Raw genomic sequence first — 15,552 nt, forward strand, 5'->3', positions numbered from 1 at the left:
TCAAACAGATTTGGATTTTTCTATCGTTATTCCTCTCCTCAATGAAGCGGAATCATTGATGGAATTACATCAACGGATTCAAAGAGTATTCTTGCAGGAACTCAGTGATAAAACGTTTGAAATTATTTTTGTAGATGATGGAAGCACAGATGATTCATGGTCAATCATACAAGAGTTAAACGCTCAAAACCCTGAGGTGAAAGCTATTAAATTCAAGAAAAATTTTGGGAAAGCACAAGCGTTGAACGCTGCATTCCAAAAAGCCAATGGAGAAATTGTAGTGACGATGGATGCCGATTTGCAAGATTTTCCTGAGGAAATTCCACATTTATATCAAGCTTTAAAAAATAATGATTGGGATATGGTATCTGGCTGGAAACAGAAACGCCAAGATCCTGTACTGACTAAAAATTTACCCTCAAAACTCTTCAATTTGGTAGCTCAAAAAACCAGCGGTTTACCCTTGCATGACTTTAATTGTGGGCTGAAAGCTTATAAAAAATCATTGGTAAAAATCATTAATCTAAGAAGTGATATGCACCGCTATATACCTGTGATTGCCAAAAATTTAGGCTTTTCAAAAATTGGAGAAATCAGAGTGCAACATACCGCCCGAAAACACGGTAGCAGTAAATTTGGGAATAGCCGCTTTATCAACGGATTTTTAGATTTGATTACGCTTTGGTTTGTCAACCAGTTCGGTCATCGCCCCATGCACTTTTTTGGAGCTGCGGGATTGCTGATGTTCATTTTAGGTTTTCTCACATCAGCCTTTATCGGTTTAAAGAAATTATATTTATTGTATCAGGAAATTCCTGCAAAATTAGTGACTACAGATGCTTGGTTTTACATAGCTCTTACGTGCATGATTATTGGTTCACAGTTATTTTTAGCTGGATTTTTAGGCGAAATATTCGTCAGAAACAGGGTAGATAAAAAGGATTTCCAAATCGAAATAGAGCTGGACTAAATTATTTTAAGGCTTAAAAAATTTCAAGGATTTTTATGAGTAAATCAATGCAAGGTTATTAAAAAATAATAAAGCCCACAAATTAAAATAAAAAGTGGGCTTTTATGTAAAAAATATTAAAATTACATGTAATTATTTATTAATTCCAAGGACTTTTAACCCGTTAACCGTAGCGATGTCTGATAGTTTATCAACATCATAGTAATGGCAAGATTCTAGCATTACACGAAGTTCCGTCCACAAATCTCCATCAGAGAAAGGCTTGTAAATATCATTAATATTATCTGTACCAAAGGCAACCGTAATCCCGTGAGGGACCATCTCATCTACTGGCGTCACTGAATTGTGGCTCGGAGCCAAACGCTCGGTGCGGTTATGGTCAATCCACGCTGTTGGGCAAGAAATAACGTGCAATTGAGCTTCGTTCATCAAATCATACAACTCATAACGGTATTTTTTGGGATGTGCTGCGACTGAAATCGAATGCACCGCCGTTACTTTATTTTGCATTCCATGCTCGATGGTTTTTCGTGCTAATAACTCCGTTTCTTTTTCTTCGTCAGTATTGAATTGATCTACGTGCACGTGTACTAATTTCCCCTTAGACTTAGCTGTTTCCATCAAAATATCTAAATGTTCCTCTTCTTGCCCGAAATCCTTGGCAGGCAATCCACCGATGATATCTACAAAATCCGAAGATAAATCAAACCATTCTTTAGCTTTGGGGTCTATAACACCTTTAAGAACTTGATTAGCAAAACGAATCTCGATATCATTACCAAATTTTTCTTTAATTTTCTGAGCCGCTTTAATACTTCGGTCTTGCATTACTTCATCAACATCAATGAATGAACCCACAGCTTGAGCTCCTTGCTCGATGAAATATTCAATCGCACGTGCCATACGGTCGTAGATAATGTCTACCGATGAGTTTTTCTTCATCTCATCTACCAAATGCCATTTCTCTTTTAAGTAAGAATTAGTAAAAGAAAAAGTGTCTTTTTGTAGAGAATAGGCTCGGTCTAAATGGGCGTGGCAGTTTACCCAACCACCTTTTTCAATGATTTTTTCAATCACAGCATTTTTAGGGTCAAAATGTTCTAGCTTGCTCATAAAATTTTATTTTTTTGTATCTCAAAACGCAAAGATAAAATTTATAAAATTTTTTAAGGCTTAAAAAAAAAAATATTACCCGTAGAGCATTTCAGTCAAGTTAATTTTAGCATCAATTAACACTTCTTTAGAATGTTAATTTAGAGATTGAATTATGGTTAAAATTTTATAAGGCTTTAAAAAATTCAATAGCTTGACCTAGATACACAACGGGTTGACGAAATATGACAATGCTAAAAAGTATAGAAAAAAATTATATATTTGTAATCCAAATTATTATTTATAAAATTAGTAATGAGACTAACACCAAGAGAAGTTGAAAAATTATTATTGCACCAGGCTGGTGAGCTTGCAGCAAAAAGACTTAAAAGAGGAGTGAAGCTAAACTACCCAGAATGCATAGCCTATATATCAAGCGAATTGATGGAAGCCGCACGCGATGGGAAAATGACTGTGGCCGAAATGATGGAATGGGGAACAAAATTACTTACTAAGAATCAAGTAATGGAGGGGGTTCCGGAGATGATTCATGATGTGCAAATTGAATGCCTGTTCCCAGATGGGAATAAATTGGTATCGGTGCATAACCCTATTAGATAAATTAAAGAGAAAATATCCCGATAAATAAAAAAATAATAACTATATGATTCCAGGTCAGGTGATTCTGAAAAAAGAAGACGTTCGTTGCAATCAAAATAGAAGAACGGAATCCATCGAAGTGAGAAATATTGGCGATAGACCTATTCAAGTAGGTTCGCATTTCCATTTTTTTGAAGTAAATAAAAAACTTAAGTTTGATAGGGAAAAAGCACTAGGTATGCATCTGAATATCCCAGCGAGTACAGCTATTCGATTCGAACCAGGTGAAAGCAAACAAGTGGTACTGGTGGAAATCGGTGGTGCTAAGAGAGTATATGGGCATAATTCATTGGTGAATGGTGATTTGAAAGACGAGAGTGTAAGAAAAAAAGCTGCAGCAAAGGCTAAAAAGCTTGGTTTTATTTCTAAATAATTTAAATACAAAAAAATGTCTAAAGAAGATATAAATAAAGCATCAGAAGAGAACGATAAAAAGGAAAGTTGGTCTAGAAGAGATTTCGTGAAGGTGGTGGGGGTAGCCACAGCAGGTTTATCTTTGATGGGGGTTAGCCCACTTTTAGCCCAAAATTCTAATGATTTCAAGATAGAAGACGGTGTGTTATACATCAAAAGAGAAACATACGCTAGCTTATTTGGCCCCACAACGGGAGATAAAATTCGCTTAGCAGATACAGAGTTATTTGTTGAAATTGAAAAAGATTATCAAGTTTACGGTGAAGAAAATAAATTTGGTGGCGGAAAAACTGTGCGTGATGGCATGGGGCAATCTGTAACTACTCTAGATAAAGATTGTCTAGATATGTGTATTTTGGGCGTAGTAATCATAGACCATTGGGGAATCGTAAAAGCCGATATTGGCATCAAAGACGGGAAAATCGCTGGAATAGGAAAAGCTGGAAACCCAGACTCACAAGAAGGCGTTACAAAAGGAATGATTATAGGCCCTGCAACAGAAGTTCACAATGGATGGGGGAAAATACTAACAGCTGGCGGTATAGATACCCACGTTCATTATATCACGCCAGATATTGTGGAAACAGCACTGTATAGTGGCGTTACAACTTTGATAGGTGGCGGCACTGGACCAAACGATGGAACAAATGCGACTACCGTAACGGGTGGGAAACACTTTATCAAAAGAATGCTACAAGCCTCAGAAGGTATGCCTATCAATACCGGTTTTTTTGGTAAAGGAAACACTACGAATTTTGAGGCACAAGAAGAGATGATAAAAGCTGGAGCTTGTGGTACCAAAATTCATGAAGATTGGGGAGCCACGCCAGCAACTATTGATAAAGCACTATCTGTAGCAGATAAATATGATGTGCAAGTAGCCATTCACTCAGATACACTGAATGAGGCAGGATATTTAGAAGATACATTGAAAGCCATTGGAGACAGAGTAATACACACATTCCACACAGAGGGTGCAGGCGGTGGACACGCACCAGATATTATGAAAATAGCCATGTACCCGAATGTTTTGCCATCTTCCACGAATCCTACAAAACCGTATACCGTGAATACAGTGGCAGAGCACCTAGACATGCTGGTAGTTGCACATCATTTGGATAAGGAAAGTAAAACAGATTTAGCCTTCGCCGATTCTAGAATTCGTCCTTCCACCATTGCGGCAGAAGATATATTACAAGATTTAGGGGCCATCAGCATGATGAGCACAGATTCACTGGCAATGGGGCGTATGGGAGAACTTGTAACAAGAACATGGCAAACTGCACATAAAATGAAAATTCAAATGGGGGCTCTGAAAGAGGATAGCTCTGAAAATGATAATAAGAGAGTAAAAAGATATGTGTCTAAATATACTATCAACCCAGCTCTAGCACACGGAATAGCCGACTATGTAGGCTCTGTAGAGGTAGGGAAAATAGCAGATTTGGTGCTTTGGAAACCAGAAATGTTCGGAGTGAAACCAGAAATGATATATAAGGCAGGAATGGTTGTAGCAGCAAGAATGGGAGACCCTAATGCATCTATACCTACACCACAGCCTGTCATTTACAGAAAAATGTTTGCCGCATTGGGAGGAGCTTTAGAGCAAACATCTTTTAACTTTGTATCAAAAGCATCAATCGATGGAGGAGCAATTAAATCATATGGACTAAAGAAAAGCTGCCTACCAGTAAAAAACTGCAGAACAGTTCGTAAAAAAGATTTGATTCATAATAATGCAACACCAAATATTGAAATCAATCCAGAAACTTATGAAGTGAAAGTGGACGGGGAGGTAGCTACTTGTGAACCATTAAAAGAATTGCCAATGGCACAGAGATATCTGCTATTTTAATACAATTTTTTTTGAATATCAGAATTCATATAAATGGTGATACATAGCTATCACCATTTGTTTCATATACAGATTTCATATGATTATAATTAATGAAGTTTTACAGAAACCTTTGGTAGAAGGACTTCAAAAGGAAGTCTTAGAAATAGAATGGTATGAGGTTTCTAAAACAATTTTGAGAAGAAAAACCAAAAATGGAATAGAAATAGGAATTAAAAAACACAATAGAATCCAGCTACAAGATGGGGATGTACTTTATGCTAATGATGATTTTTATGTGCAAATCAGCATAAAACCTTGTGATTGTATTGTAGTAAAACCAAGAGATATGATTGAAATGGGAATTGTGTGTTTTGAAATCGGAAATATGCATTTGCCTATTTATATTGACGTTCAAAAACAAGTGAATATAGCATATGAAGTGCCTTTGTATGATTTCCTGAAAAGAAAAAACTATGATTGCACGATTGAAAATAAGAAATTACTACAAACACAGATGCTTAATATTCATCAAATAAAAAGATAGAATGCAGAAATTACTAACGCTTTTACAAATCAATGATTCCATGTTTCCAATCGGGAGTTTTACACATTCCTACGGATTAGAATCTTACATTGATGCACAATTGGTAAAAGATACAGAAACAGCTCGCAAATACGCTGAGAATATGCTGAAATATAATCTTTTTTACAATGATGCAGCATTTCTAAATAAAATCTATGATTTTGCAAATGGCAGAAAAGTATGGAAAAAGTTAGTGGAACTAGACGACTTCATCACAGCATTGAAGGCTCCTTACGAAATTCGCCAAGCTAGCCACAAATTAGCCATTAGATTTTTAAAAACGGCACAGAGCTTGAAACCTTACCCTTTCTGTCAGAAATATTTAGACGCAATACAATCAGGAGAAGTTGTGGGGCATTATCCTATAGCCTTTGGTTTGTATGCGCAACTATCTGGCATAGAAAAAAAAGATGCTTTGAGTGCATTTTACTATAATTCACTGAACGGAATCGTAACTAATTGTGCTAAAATAATACCTATCAGCCAAATGCATAGCCAAAAAATATTATTTGATTTGCAGGATTTGATAGAAGAATTAGTAGAAAAACAAGAAGATTTAGATGAAAATTTAGTGGGTTTATGCTGTATAGGACAAGAAATTAAATGTATGCAGCATGAAAAACTTTATACAAGAATCTATATATCATAACACAGACAGAACAGAATATGGAGAATAATTATGTGAAAATAGGCGTAGCAGGCCCAGTAGGCTCAGGTAAAACAGCATTGATAGAAGCATTAACAAGACAAATGAGTGAGGAATATAGCATAGGGGTAGTCACCAATGATATTTACACTAGAGAAGATGCCGAATTTATGATAAAAAACTCTAAACTTCCAGCAGATAGAATCCGAGGTGTAGAAACGGGTGGCTGTCCGCATACTGCCATCCGTGAAGATGCGTCTATGAATTTAGAGGCAGTAGAAGATTTAGCAAAAGCACACCAAGATATTGAACTGATTTTCATTGAAAGTGGTGGCGATAACTTGGCAGCAACTTTTAGCCCAGATTTAGCCGATGTTACCATCTTTGTAATTGATGTGGCAGAAGGTGAAAAAATCCCAAGAAAAGGAGGGCCAGGAATTACCCGTTCAGATTTATTATTAATTAACAAAATAGATTTAGCACCCTATGTTGGGGCTAGTTTAGAAGTAATGGAAGCAGATGCTAAAAAGATGAGAGGTGAAAAACCATTTATAAAATCTAATCTTAAAACCAAAGAAGGACTGAATGATGTTATCGCTTGGATAAAAAAATACGCTCTATTAGAAAATTAATCATATGAATATTAATAAAGATAATTCCCTCAATAGTAAAATCAATCTATCTTGTAAAAGAGAAAATGAAAAAACCGTATTGGGTGAAAGTTATTTTGATATTCCATATAAATTGACACACTACGGTAGTTTGCAAGCCACAGATCATTTAGAAATGATAATGATGTGTTCTTCTCCAGGAATTATGGATGGTGATATTCTTACGCTCAATATACACTGCGAAGCAAATACTGAAATGAAGTTTCACACGCAGTCTTATAACAAAATACACCCAATGCCCAAGAAAAAAGGAGCAAAGCAAAACTGCAGTTTTGATATAGAAAAAGGAGCGAGTTTTATGTACATTCCACATCCCACGATTCCTTACAAAGATTCCATTTTCACGGCAACCAATACCATTAACATTACAGAAAGCTCTCATTTAATATGGGGAGACATCATAAGTGGAGGCAGAATTCATTCGGGGGAGAGATTCGAATTTGATACCTATCACACGAAAACGAAAATTTACCTAAATGGAAGGTTGATTTTGTTTGATAATCAGTTAATTGACCCGAAAAATCAGCCTGTAGAAGATTTATTATTTTTTGAAGCTTATACTCATCAAGCCACGCTAGTTATCGCCAGTCCGTTTGCCGCAGAATTCAAAAAAGAATTAGATGAAATACTATTGGAACAATTTATAGATAGTAGTTACGGATTTACAATGGCGGCAGATAATGTTTTGATGCTCAGGGTAATGGGTTCAAGCGGTGATGCTCTCCATGATTGGCTTTTCAATATCGGGAATATGGCTTGGGAGTTTATCAAATTTAAAAAAAAGGAAGCTGCCCAAAATGTACTGGAAAATCAACAAAAACAAAAAGTACTTATCTCAGAAAAACCGCCTGTGGACAGCAAAAAAATAAAAAGTAAATCGGTAAAAAAATTACCTAAAAAAATAGAAAAAACAATTAATAAAAAGAAATCTAAAGAATAAATATTATGCACGAAATATCAATCGTTCGGAATATAATTTCTAATTTAGAAGAACAATACCAAGATAGACTTCAAGAGATTTCTAAAGTTAAAATTGAAGCAGGATTGCTTTGCAATGTTCAGCCTATTTTAATACAAAATGCATTTGAAGCATTAATTTTAGAAGACAGACGTTTAGAAAACATAGATTTAGAGGTAGTCTTATTACCCATTATTGCTAACTGCAAGAAATGCGAGAAAGATTTTGAAGTGAAATTACATAAATTTGTTTGTTCCTGTGGAGAACCTTCCCGTGATATTATTCAAGGGGAGGAACTAAGGATAAGTCAAGTAGATTTTTTTTAAATCAAATTTAAATCAAATTAAATACTAGAAAATGAATACAACAAAACCCAAAAGTAACCAGATGCCCGTAGGCTCTGTGCAATCAGACCATATTACACTGAATTTATTAAAGGCTAACGATTTTGTAGCAAAAGCAATTCGTGAAAGATTACCTAAAAATATGTTGATTGTCAACATCTGCTCTTCCCCAGGGAGCGGAAAGACTACTTTACTACAAGAGACGGGAAAAAGACTTGGAAAAGAATTGAACCTAGCCGTTTTGGTAGGCGACCCAGAAACTGAGCGCGATGCAGTTAGATTAAAAGATGCTGGGTTGAATGCTCTACAAATTGTAACGGGCGGAATGTGCCATATAGAAGCACAAATGATTTATCAGGCATTAGACCACATCAATTTAGAAAATACCGATATTCTTTTCATAGAAAATGTAGGGAATTTACTCTGCCCATCGGCATTTGATTTGGGTGAAGATGCTAGAGTTACGCTATTGGCATCTACTGAAGGTGATGATAAACCAAAGAAATATCCAAGAATGTTTCTCACCAGCGAATTAATGTTGGTATCCAAAGCAGATTTATTGCCACACGTTCCTTTTTCTGTAGAAGCAGCAGCAAAAGATGCCAGAGAGGTAAATCCAGATTTAGAAGTTATCAGCATCAGCACATTGAATGGGGAAGGCATAGAAGACTGGTGCAATTGGTTGAAAGAAGAATTAGAAAAAAAGAGAAATAAAACGACTTAAGAAACTAATTACGATGAAGAAATTTGTCATTACATTGGCTATTTTAGCATCTTTAGGCAGTGCTAAAGCACAAAAAACTTCTGAGGTTTTAGAAAAAATTCAGAATAATGTTGATATTAATTTACTGCTAAGAAGTTCATTAGAGTTTACAGATGTAGAGAGGAAGCAAAACGGATTTAGGCAAAATGAAGCTAGATTTCAAGTGACAGGAGAGATAAATGATAGATTGGACTATAATGTGAGAATTCGTTTGCACAAATCACAAATCCCTAAAACTTTAGACAATGCTCCAGCGTCATTAGACTATGCTTCTTTGAGCTACACCTTGGGTGAAAATAGAGATTGGAGGGTAACGGTAGGCAAGCAAGCCAATAACTTCGGGAATTGGGAATTTGAGAAAAATCCAACTTTTGAATATCTATATTCAGATTTGATTAAAACTCAAACCAATTTATTCACAGTTGGGGCTAAATTGGCTCATCAAATTAATGATAATCATACCGTGGAAGTGTTGGTATATAACGCCAAAAATGATACGTTTGATTCCTTGCATCCTGAATCTGATTTTAATGAAAATAACTTGACAGCCAGTGAATTACCTTTGGCTACTAATTTAGCATGGAGAGGTAACTTTGCAAATAAAAAATTCAGAACATTTTATTCTGTAGGAGCATCACAAATTGCAGAAGGCAAGACAGATTTTCAGTTGGCTATGGGCAACAAATTGGTTTTAGATCGTTTTGAAGCTTATTTGGATTTACAACACACTCATATAGCAGTAGATTATGCTGATATGATCTCATCTACCATTAATGAATATCGCCGCACGATGAATCCCAATCACATCAATATATACGCCCAGAAGCTAGAATCACAAACGGCTGTCCTTAGGTTAGATTATGCCATTACCCCCAAATGGTACATTACAGCAAAATCAGTATACGAAAGATTAAACGACAGAGGAGTAAACAGCTTGGGCAATAGTTTATCTCAGCATCATTTGAATTTAATTGGGATAGAATATAAGCCATTTGCATCTCAAAACTTCAGATTCTTTGGCTATTACGCCAATGATTATAAACATTATAATAATGCCTTGCATAAAGTTGTGAATAAGATGAATATTAATATTTTTGCTATCGGAGCTTTGTATAATCTAAATGCATTTTAATAATTTTTGATAATAAAATAATTTTTTTAGCACATGAGAACAAAATTACTCACTACTATTTTATTAGTAGGCTCATCTACAATAGCATTCGCACAGCAAGATAGCCTGTCGATAGATGCTTATGAATTAAACGAAATTACTGCAACAGGAAGACGGAATAATTCATATTTGAACCACACCAAGGAATTAGGCGGAAAGTTTTCTGGCCCGATAAAAGATTTACCAGAATCTATATCATTTGTTACAAGAGAATTTATAGAGGATAAACAGGCTTTTCAAATCACAGATTTAATTCATGATTTAGCAGGAGTTAATACCACTTCGCCGTATGATGATGTGACGATTAGAGGATTCAGAAGTGGCTACGAAAGTGGCATCAGGCTGGTGAATGGAATGCGATCTGGCTATGGCTATGGGACTAGTTTCTGGAGAGCTCCATTAACTGTGAATTTGGAGAGAGTAGAGGTGATAAAAGGCTCTGGCGCATCATTATTTGGAGATATTGCACCAAGTGGAACCATCAATCTAGTTACTAAAAAACCGATGGCAAGACAAAAGAATTATGTGCAATTGTCTTATGGAAGCTTCAATACTTTTAGAACAACATTGGATGTAGGTGGAGCGTTGGACCATCAAGATAAAGTTCTTTTTAGGCTAAATGCTGGGTACGAAACCACCAAAACATTTAGAGATAATAATGATAGAAAAACACTAATGGTAGCCCCATCATTCACTTACAAGCCATTCAAAGGAACACGGTTGGATTTTGATTTTATTTATGATAATTCAGATGGGTATCTAGACAGAGGTCTGGCTATAAGAAATAATAATTTCTATGCACAACCAAGAAACTTTAACATCAATTTGCCTACAGATTTCTATAAAGCTAATTTTATGACTTCTAATGTGAAGTTATCACAAAATATTTTGCCAAATTTAGATTTTTTTGCCAACTATATGTGGACGAAATATGAAGAGAAATTAGATGAATTAAGAACAAGAAATAGCTATGCCGATGCCCCTAAAAATGAATTGCTGAGAGTTAGATTTCAGTCAAAAGAAGCAAAAGATTATACCCATAATGTTGTTTCTTATTTTAGATTAAAATTTAATCAAAATAAATCTGTAGATCATAAAATCATTGTGGGGACAGATTGGTCTTCTTACGAAGGAGATAAAAATAATGTTTTGAGAGAAGCAAGACATAGAATAAATAAAGATGGAAATAAAGTAGAACTTATAGTCAATCTTGCAGCAGCAGAGAGAGAGATTTTATCTAAATCATCTTACGTGTGGAGAGATAAAGCTACATTTCCATTCCTTAACCCATATAGCACAATTGGGATTTATGTACAAGATCACATCAGCGTGGGAGATAGGCTGAATTTAATTCTAGGCTTGAGGAATGAAACCTATCATTCTTATAGTTCTGACCTTAAAAAAACGTATAGAACAAGAGAAAATAAATGGTTGCCAAGATTAGGTCTATCTTATAAAATTAATAATGAAATTAATTACTTTGCTAATTATTCAAAAGGATTTGTACCCGCAGGTGCAGATTTGATATATAAATATCAGGAATTTGGAGCAAAAGAAGCTTATAAGACAGAGAATAGCTACCAAATAGAAACGGGGGTTAAAATTGGTTTATTCAAAAATCAACTTCAATCAGAAATAGCTCTATTTCATATAAATAGAGAGAATATGAGAATATCTACGGGCAAATATACAAATGCTGGTAGAGAAGAATTAAAACAAAGTAATAAAGTAATTTCACAAGGAGTGGAAATTGATATGAGAGGACAAATCACAAGAGAATTTCAAATCTCTGGTAATTATACTTTCAATCATACAGAGATTAAATCTTCGCCTGATGAATTGCAACAAAATGAGTCGTTGGGTAACGCTCCTAAGCACATGGCTGGATTGTGGACTAAATATGTATTTTCTCAACCGATGTTGAAGGGGCTGGGATTCGGTGCAGGCGTGTATTATGTGAGCGAAAGAAGGATGGATAATTCTATGAGAAATGATAAGACTGGTAAACCAGTTTTTGATAATTGGCCATCTTATGCTTTAGCCAACGCGAGTGTATATTATCATCTAAAAGGGGTGAGATTATCAGCCAATATCAACAATATTTTTGATAAATATTACTATCTGGGAGGATTTGATTACACACGTGGATTTGTGGGCGCTCCAAGGAATTATATGATAAGCTTAGGCTACAGTTTTTAGTGCATTTCGTAACCAAAATGGAGAGTTTCTACATTATTTTCTATTGTAACCTCTATAAAAGTGAAATTTTGCTTCGACCAAAAATCAGTAGCGCCAGGCAAAAAATGATGCGTATGAAGGTATAGGTAATCTATACCTTTTTTTATAGCATATAGCTTCAGCCTATTTATCAAATTAGTAGCAATTCCCATTTTTCTAAATTCAGGTTCCACAAATAATCTTGTCACCTCTACAGCATTATCAGGAATATCCAAAAGGGGAAATCGGTAGTTAAACTCCATCATGCCAACGGTTCCAATTAGTTGATTGCCTAATTTTGCTTGAAGAAAAATGCCTTTTGGATTTTTAATATACGTTGATTCAAAATCTTGTAAATCAGCAGGGATATGCTCATGATTTAGCATCGGGAAGAGTGTTTTGCGTACAGATTTCACATATTCTACAGTATGAGCAATAGCATTAATATCAGTTACGACAGAAATTTCTAATTGTTTCATATTTCGGGGATAAGAAAAGTTTTACTATAGTGCTCTACATAAGATAGCGAAACCTCATATGCTTGAGATAGCATATTGGCAGTATATTCAGCATCTGTGTGTGCTAAATAATTCAATCGTTTATTTTGCATCACATATATGTGGTCAGCAAATTGCAAAGCCAAATTAGGATCGTGCATAATGCATACAATGGTACAATTTTTTTGCTTCACCCAATCCCTCATCAGTTGCAAAACTTTAATTTGGTAGTGCAAATCAAGATGATTGGTAGGCTCATCAAGTAACAGTATATCAGGGTTTTGAATCAATACTCTGCATAATAATACTAATTGCCTTTCACCACCAGAGAGAGAAGTGTAAGGCGTATTACTCAAATGATTTAATTGGAAGGATTCTAATATTTTTGTTACAGCATCTTTGTCTTCTTTTTTTGGTGAAATTTTAAAAAAAGAACTTCTACCAGTTAGTACGACATCAAACACCGTAAAAGGAAATACCATTTGATGAAACTGAGTCAAAAAACCAATTTTAAGAGGTTTTTTTGAGTTGAAATCAATATTGCCTTCAAACTTTTTTTCTATGCCAGATAAGATTCTGAATAATGAAGATTTCCCGCTTCCATTTCGCCCTAATATCACAGTGAATTTATTTTTTTGAAAAGAAGCATTCACAAGATGCAAGATCAATTTTTTCCCAATGGAATAGCTCACATTTTTAATATCAATCAAGCTCATTAATTCCAGTTAATTGCATTTTTTCTCATTAAATAAATGAACAAAGGAGCGCCTAAAATCATGGTAAATACACCGATAGGAATTTCAAAAGGCATCACAATTCTTGAAAAATTATCAATCATCAATAGCAAAGAACCTCCTAAACTAATATTGGCAAAAACTCCAATAGTATTATTGGGTCCAAATATCATGCGAGTGATATGTGGAACAATCAAGCCAAAAAGGCTTATCATTCCAACAGCTGCTACAGAAGCTGCTGTGATGAGTGTAGATAGCCCAATCAAAATGATTTTGGTATTGTTTGGTTTTACACCAACCGCCAAAGCTTCTTCATCTCCCAAAGCCAATAAATTCATCTTCCAACGGAAGATATAAATACCCAGCAATCCTGCCAAAATAGGTGTAATAGAAGTCTGTACTTTTTCCCAAGATGCTGTATGCAAGTTACCCATAGTCCATTGTATAATGGCTTGCAGTTTATACGGGTCGCTAATGTATTGTAAAAGCGTGAGCATGGCAGAAAATACGCCAGAAATAATCATACCTGTTAAAACAATAGTAACAACAGAGGTTTTAGCTCCAAAAGCGGAAACAGCATAGGTGATAGCAACCGCAATTACACCAAATATGAAAGCAAAAAAGTTGACAGAAAATAAGCCTAAAATCATGGAAAGAGCTGCTCCAAAAGCTGCTCCAGATGAAATTCCCAACGAAAAAGGGTCAACAATAGGATTTCGGAAAATAGCTTGTAATACACCTCCAGAAACTGCCAATGATGCTCCGACCATAAAGGTGAGCAAAAGTCTAGGTAATCTCACTTGCCACAGAATGGTTTGCATAGAGTTTTGTGGTAAATTGTTTCCTGTAATGACGTGAGAGAGATGTTGCCAAAATTCTGTGAAATTTAAAAAGCCTGTGTTTCCTAACTGCAATGAAAATACAATCAGAATAAAAGGAGATAGTAGTAATAATATTTTCTTTAAACCTAATGACATCATTATAAGCCGTATAGCGTTTTTAAATCTTTTTTTACATCATTTTCGGCGGTTGTATTTTGGGGTTCACACCATTCTCTGAGTTGTTTGGCAAAAAGCATAAATTTGATAGTGTGTGGGTCATAATAAAAAACAGGAGAAAAGTCATATACCTGTTTTTGCTTCACGGCAGGCAAGGCTTGAAGCTCTTTTAGTGAATAAACATCTTCGGGCTTGGAGTTCCATAAAATGATTAAATCTGGATTCCACTCATAAATAGTTTCAGCACTGATGTTGGTAGCTTCCATTTCTAGCGGACAGGCATTTTGGGCTCCAGCAGCTTCAATGGCAGCATCAATTAAAGATCCTTTTCCGGAAGTTGAAAAAATTCTACCTTTAGACCAAGCGTAATATACTTTTTTATCTGATTTAGGAGCTTTGTTAATTTTATTTAATTCATTTTCAGTGTATTGTATTAGTTCTTCTGCACGTTTACTTTTACCTATAAGTGTAGCTAAACCTTTCAGTTCAAGGTAAATAGCTTCTTTGTTTTTGCTGGAAACAGTATATACATTCAATCCCAAACCTTCTAGCTGATTAATGGTCTCAGAATCAGCTTCATATAAAATCACTAAATCAGGATTCAGCTGCAATACAGATTCAGCGCTGATGGCTCTTCCACTGAAAGATGGTGTAGCGATTTCTTTGTTTTTAATTTTATCATCTAAGCCTGAAAGAAACTCATACCCAGAGGTATTTAAGTAAACTTGCTCGGGAATACCTACCAAAACATTACCTGCTTGGAGCATATAGATATGATCTACCGCAGGTTCAAAAAGAGCTACCACACGCTGAGCTTCTTGCTCTAGATGAATGACCTTATTTCTACTGTCTGTGGCAGAAATTCCTCCAAAATTCTCTTGCCGTTGTGTTTTTGAATTACAAGAAATGAATAAAAAAAATAAGCCTAAATGAAGAATGAATTGCTTTGAAAAATGCACTTTTTAATTATTAATATTTAGCAAAAATAGAGTATTTA

Annotated in this window: 17 protein-coding genes; 12 read left to right on the forward strand and 5 right to left on the reverse strand. The window is 35.2% G+C overall.

The genetic code is table 11. The features are described from left to right. The first annotated feature begins 10 nt into the window (after nt 1–10). Nucleotides 11–970, forward strand: coding sequence for a glycosyltransferase family 2 protein (locus D5J18_RS08075; RefSeq protein ID WP_119058595.1), 960 nt, complete (start codon nt 11–13; stop codon nt 968–970). Nucleotides 971–1,102: 132 nt separating this feature from the next. Here D5J18_RS08075 and D5J18_RS08080 read toward each other — a convergent pair whose 3' ends face one another. After that, nucleotides 1,103–2,083: an amidohydrolase family protein gene (locus D5J18_RS08080; RefSeq protein ID WP_119058489.1), complete on the reverse strand. Its 981-nt coding sequence runs from the start codon at nt 2,081–2,083 to the stop codon at nt 1,103–1,105. A 294-nt stretch (nt 2,084–2,377) separates the two neighbouring features. Here D5J18_RS08080 and ureA point away from each other — a divergent pair, with 294 nt between their 5' ends. From ureA to D5J18_RS08135, 11 genes are all read left to right on the forward strand, one after another. Next, nucleotides 2,378–2,683 (forward strand): urease subunit gamma, encoded by a 306-nt coding sequence (gene ureA / locus D5J18_RS08085; protein WP_119058490.1) that lies wholly within the window; start codon nt 2,378–2,380, stop codon nt 2,681–2,683. A gap of 43 nt (nt 2,684–2,726) precedes the next feature. Continuing rightward, complete coding sequence (locus D5J18_RS08090) at nt 2,727–3,095, forward strand: urease subunit beta (RefSeq protein ID WP_119058491.1); 369 nt, start codon at nt 2,727–2,729, stop codon at nt 3,093–3,095. A gap of 15 nt (nt 3,096–3,110) precedes the next feature. Next, on the forward strand, nt 3,111–4,991 hold the full coding sequence (gene ureC, locus D5J18_RS08095; RefSeq protein WP_119058492.1) for an urease subunit alpha: 1,881 nt from the start codon (nt 3,111–3,113) through the stop codon (nt 4,989–4,991). Between the two features lie 79 nt (nt 4,992–5,070). Further along, nucleotides 5,071–5,517, forward strand: coding sequence for an urease accessory protein UreE (locus tag D5J18_RS08100; RefSeq protein ID WP_119058493.1), 447 nt, complete (start codon nt 5,071–5,073; stop codon nt 5,515–5,517). Between the two features lies 1 nt (nt 5,518). Next, nucleotides 5,519–6,205: an urease accessory protein UreF gene (locus D5J18_RS08105; RefSeq protein WP_119058494.1), complete on the forward strand. Its 687-nt coding sequence runs from the start codon at nt 5,519–5,521 to the stop codon at nt 6,203–6,205. Nucleotides 6,206–6,222: 17 nt separating this feature from the next. Beyond that, nucleotides 6,223–6,834, forward strand: a complete 612-nt coding sequence (gene ureG / locus D5J18_RS08110) for an urease accessory protein UreG (protein WP_119058495.1) — start codon at nt 6,223–6,225, stop codon at nt 6,832–6,834. Nucleotides 6,835–6,838: 4 nt separating this feature from the next. Continuing rightward, nucleotides 6,839–7,813, forward strand: a complete 975-nt coding sequence (locus D5J18_RS08115; protein ID WP_119058496.1) for an urease accessory protein UreD — start codon at nt 6,839–6,841, stop codon at nt 7,811–7,813. 5 nt (nt 7,814–7,818) lie between these two features. Further along, entirely contained in the window at nt 7,819–8,157 is a 339-nt protein-coding gene (locus D5J18_RS08120; protein WP_119058497.1) for a hydrogenase maturation nickel metallochaperone HypA/HybF, read from the forward strand. Between the two features lie 31 nt (nt 8,158–8,188). Next, complete coding sequence (gene hypB / locus D5J18_RS08125) at nt 8,189–8,899, forward strand: hydrogenase nickel incorporation protein HypB (RefSeq protein ID WP_119058498.1); 711 nt, start codon at nt 8,189–8,191, stop codon at nt 8,897–8,899. 13 nt (nt 8,900–8,912) lie between these two features. Then, nucleotides 8,913–10,070, forward strand: coding sequence for a porin (locus D5J18_RS08130; protein WP_119058499.1), 1,158 nt, complete (start codon nt 8,913–8,915; stop codon nt 10,068–10,070). 33 nt (nt 10,071–10,103) lie between these two features. Then, entirely contained in the window at nt 10,104–12,308 is a 2,205-nt protein-coding gene (locus D5J18_RS08135) for a TonB-dependent siderophore receptor (protein WP_119058500.1), read from the forward strand. Here the strand turns inward: D5J18_RS08135 and D5J18_RS08140 are convergent. Genes D5J18_RS08140 through D5J18_RS08155 form a run of 4 tightly spaced genes read right to left on the reverse strand, consistent with a single transcriptional unit; the run spans nt 12,305 to nt 15,514 of the window. Continuing rightward, nucleotides 12,305–12,805, reverse strand: coding sequence for a GNAT family N-acetyltransferase (locus tag D5J18_RS08140; RefSeq protein ID WP_119058501.1), 501 nt, complete (start codon nt 12,803–12,805; stop codon nt 12,305–12,307). The two genes, D5J18_RS08135 and D5J18_RS08140, sit on opposite strands and share 4 nt — an antisense overlap. Continuing rightward, on the reverse strand, nt 12,802–13,539 hold the full coding sequence (locus D5J18_RS08145; RefSeq protein ID WP_119058502.1) for an ABC transporter ATP-binding protein: 738 nt from the start codon (nt 13,537–13,539) through the stop codon (nt 12,802–12,804). The genes D5J18_RS08140 and D5J18_RS08145 overlap by 4 nt, the downstream gene beginning before the upstream one ends. After that, nucleotides 13,539–14,537: a FecCD family ABC transporter permease gene (locus D5J18_RS08150; protein ID WP_245952961.1), complete on the reverse strand. Its 999-nt coding sequence runs from the start codon at nt 14,535–14,537 to the stop codon at nt 13,539–13,541. Before D5J18_RS08150 ends, D5J18_RS08145 begins: the two co-directional genes overlap by 1 nt. Then, on the reverse strand, nt 14,537–15,514 hold the full coding sequence (locus D5J18_RS08155) for an ABC transporter substrate-binding protein (protein WP_119058504.1): 978 nt from the start codon (nt 15,512–15,514) through the stop codon (nt 14,537–14,539). The genes D5J18_RS08150 and D5J18_RS08155 overlap by 1 nt, the downstream gene beginning before the upstream one ends. Nucleotides 15,515–15,552 lie beyond the last annotated feature (38 nt).

It is taken from the genome of Candidatus Ornithobacterium hominis (genome assembly GCF_900538215.1).
GTDB classification, from domain to species: Bacteria; Bacteroidota; Bacteroidia; order Flavobacteriales; family Weeksellaceae; genus Ornithobacterium; species Ornithobacterium hominis.

Excerpts from the sequence above, each read along its gene's own strand:
- D5J18_RS08130 (WP_119058499.1), top strand. The coding sequence starts at position 8,913 with ATGAAGAAATTTGTCATTACATTGGCTATTTTAGCATCTTTAGGCAGT.
- D5J18_RS08120 (WP_119058497.1), top strand. The coding sequence starts at position 7,819 with ATGCACGAAATATCAATCGTTCGGAATATAATTTCTAATTTAGAAGAA.
- D5J18_RS08080 (WP_119058489.1), bottom strand. The coding sequence starts at position 2,083 with ATGAGCAAGCTAGAACATTTTGACCCTAAAAATGCTGTGATTGAAAAA.
- D5J18_RS08090 (WP_119058491.1), top strand. The coding sequence starts at position 2,727 with ATGATTCCAGGTCAGGTGATTCTGAAAAAAGAAGACGTTCGTTGCAAT.
- D5J18_RS08100 (WP_119058493.1), top strand. The coding sequence starts at position 5,071 with ATGATTATAATTAATGAAGTTTTACAGAAACCTTTGGTAGAAGGACTT.
- ureC (WP_119058492.1), top strand. The coding sequence starts at position 3,111 with ATGTCTAAAGAAGATATAAATAAAGCATCAGAAGAGAACGATAAAAAG.
- D5J18_RS08115 (WP_119058496.1), top strand. The coding sequence starts at position 6,839 with ATGAATATTAATAAAGATAATTCCCTCAATAGTAAAATCAATCTATCT.
- ureA (WP_119058490.1), top strand. The coding sequence starts at position 2,378 with ATGAGACTAACACCAAGAGAAGTTGAAAAATTATTATTGCACCAGGCT.
- ureG (WP_119058495.1), top strand. The coding sequence starts at position 6,223 with ATGGAGAATAATTATGTGAAAATAGGCGTAGCAGGCCCAGTAGGCTCA.
- D5J18_RS08105 (WP_119058494.1), top strand. The coding sequence starts at position 5,519 with ATGCAGAAATTACTAACGCTTTTACAAATCAATGATTCCATGTTTCCA.
- D5J18_RS08140 (WP_119058501.1), bottom strand. The coding sequence starts at position 12,805 with ATGAAACAATTAGAAATTTCTGTCGTAACTGATATTAATGCTATTGCT.
- hypB (WP_119058498.1), top strand. The coding sequence starts at position 8,189 with ATGAATACAACAAAACCCAAAAGTAACCAGATGCCCGTAGGCTCTGTG.
- D5J18_RS08150 (WP_245952961.1), bottom strand. The coding sequence starts at position 14,537 with ATGATGTCATTAGGTTTAAAGAAAATATTATTACTACTATCTCCTTTT.
- D5J18_RS08145 (WP_119058502.1), bottom strand. The coding sequence starts at position 13,539 with ATGAGCTTGATTGATATTAAAAATGTGAGCTATTCCATTGGGAAAAAA.
- D5J18_RS08135 (WP_119058500.1), top strand. The coding sequence starts at position 10,104 with ATGAGAACAAAATTACTCACTACTATTTTATTAGTAGGCTCATCTACA.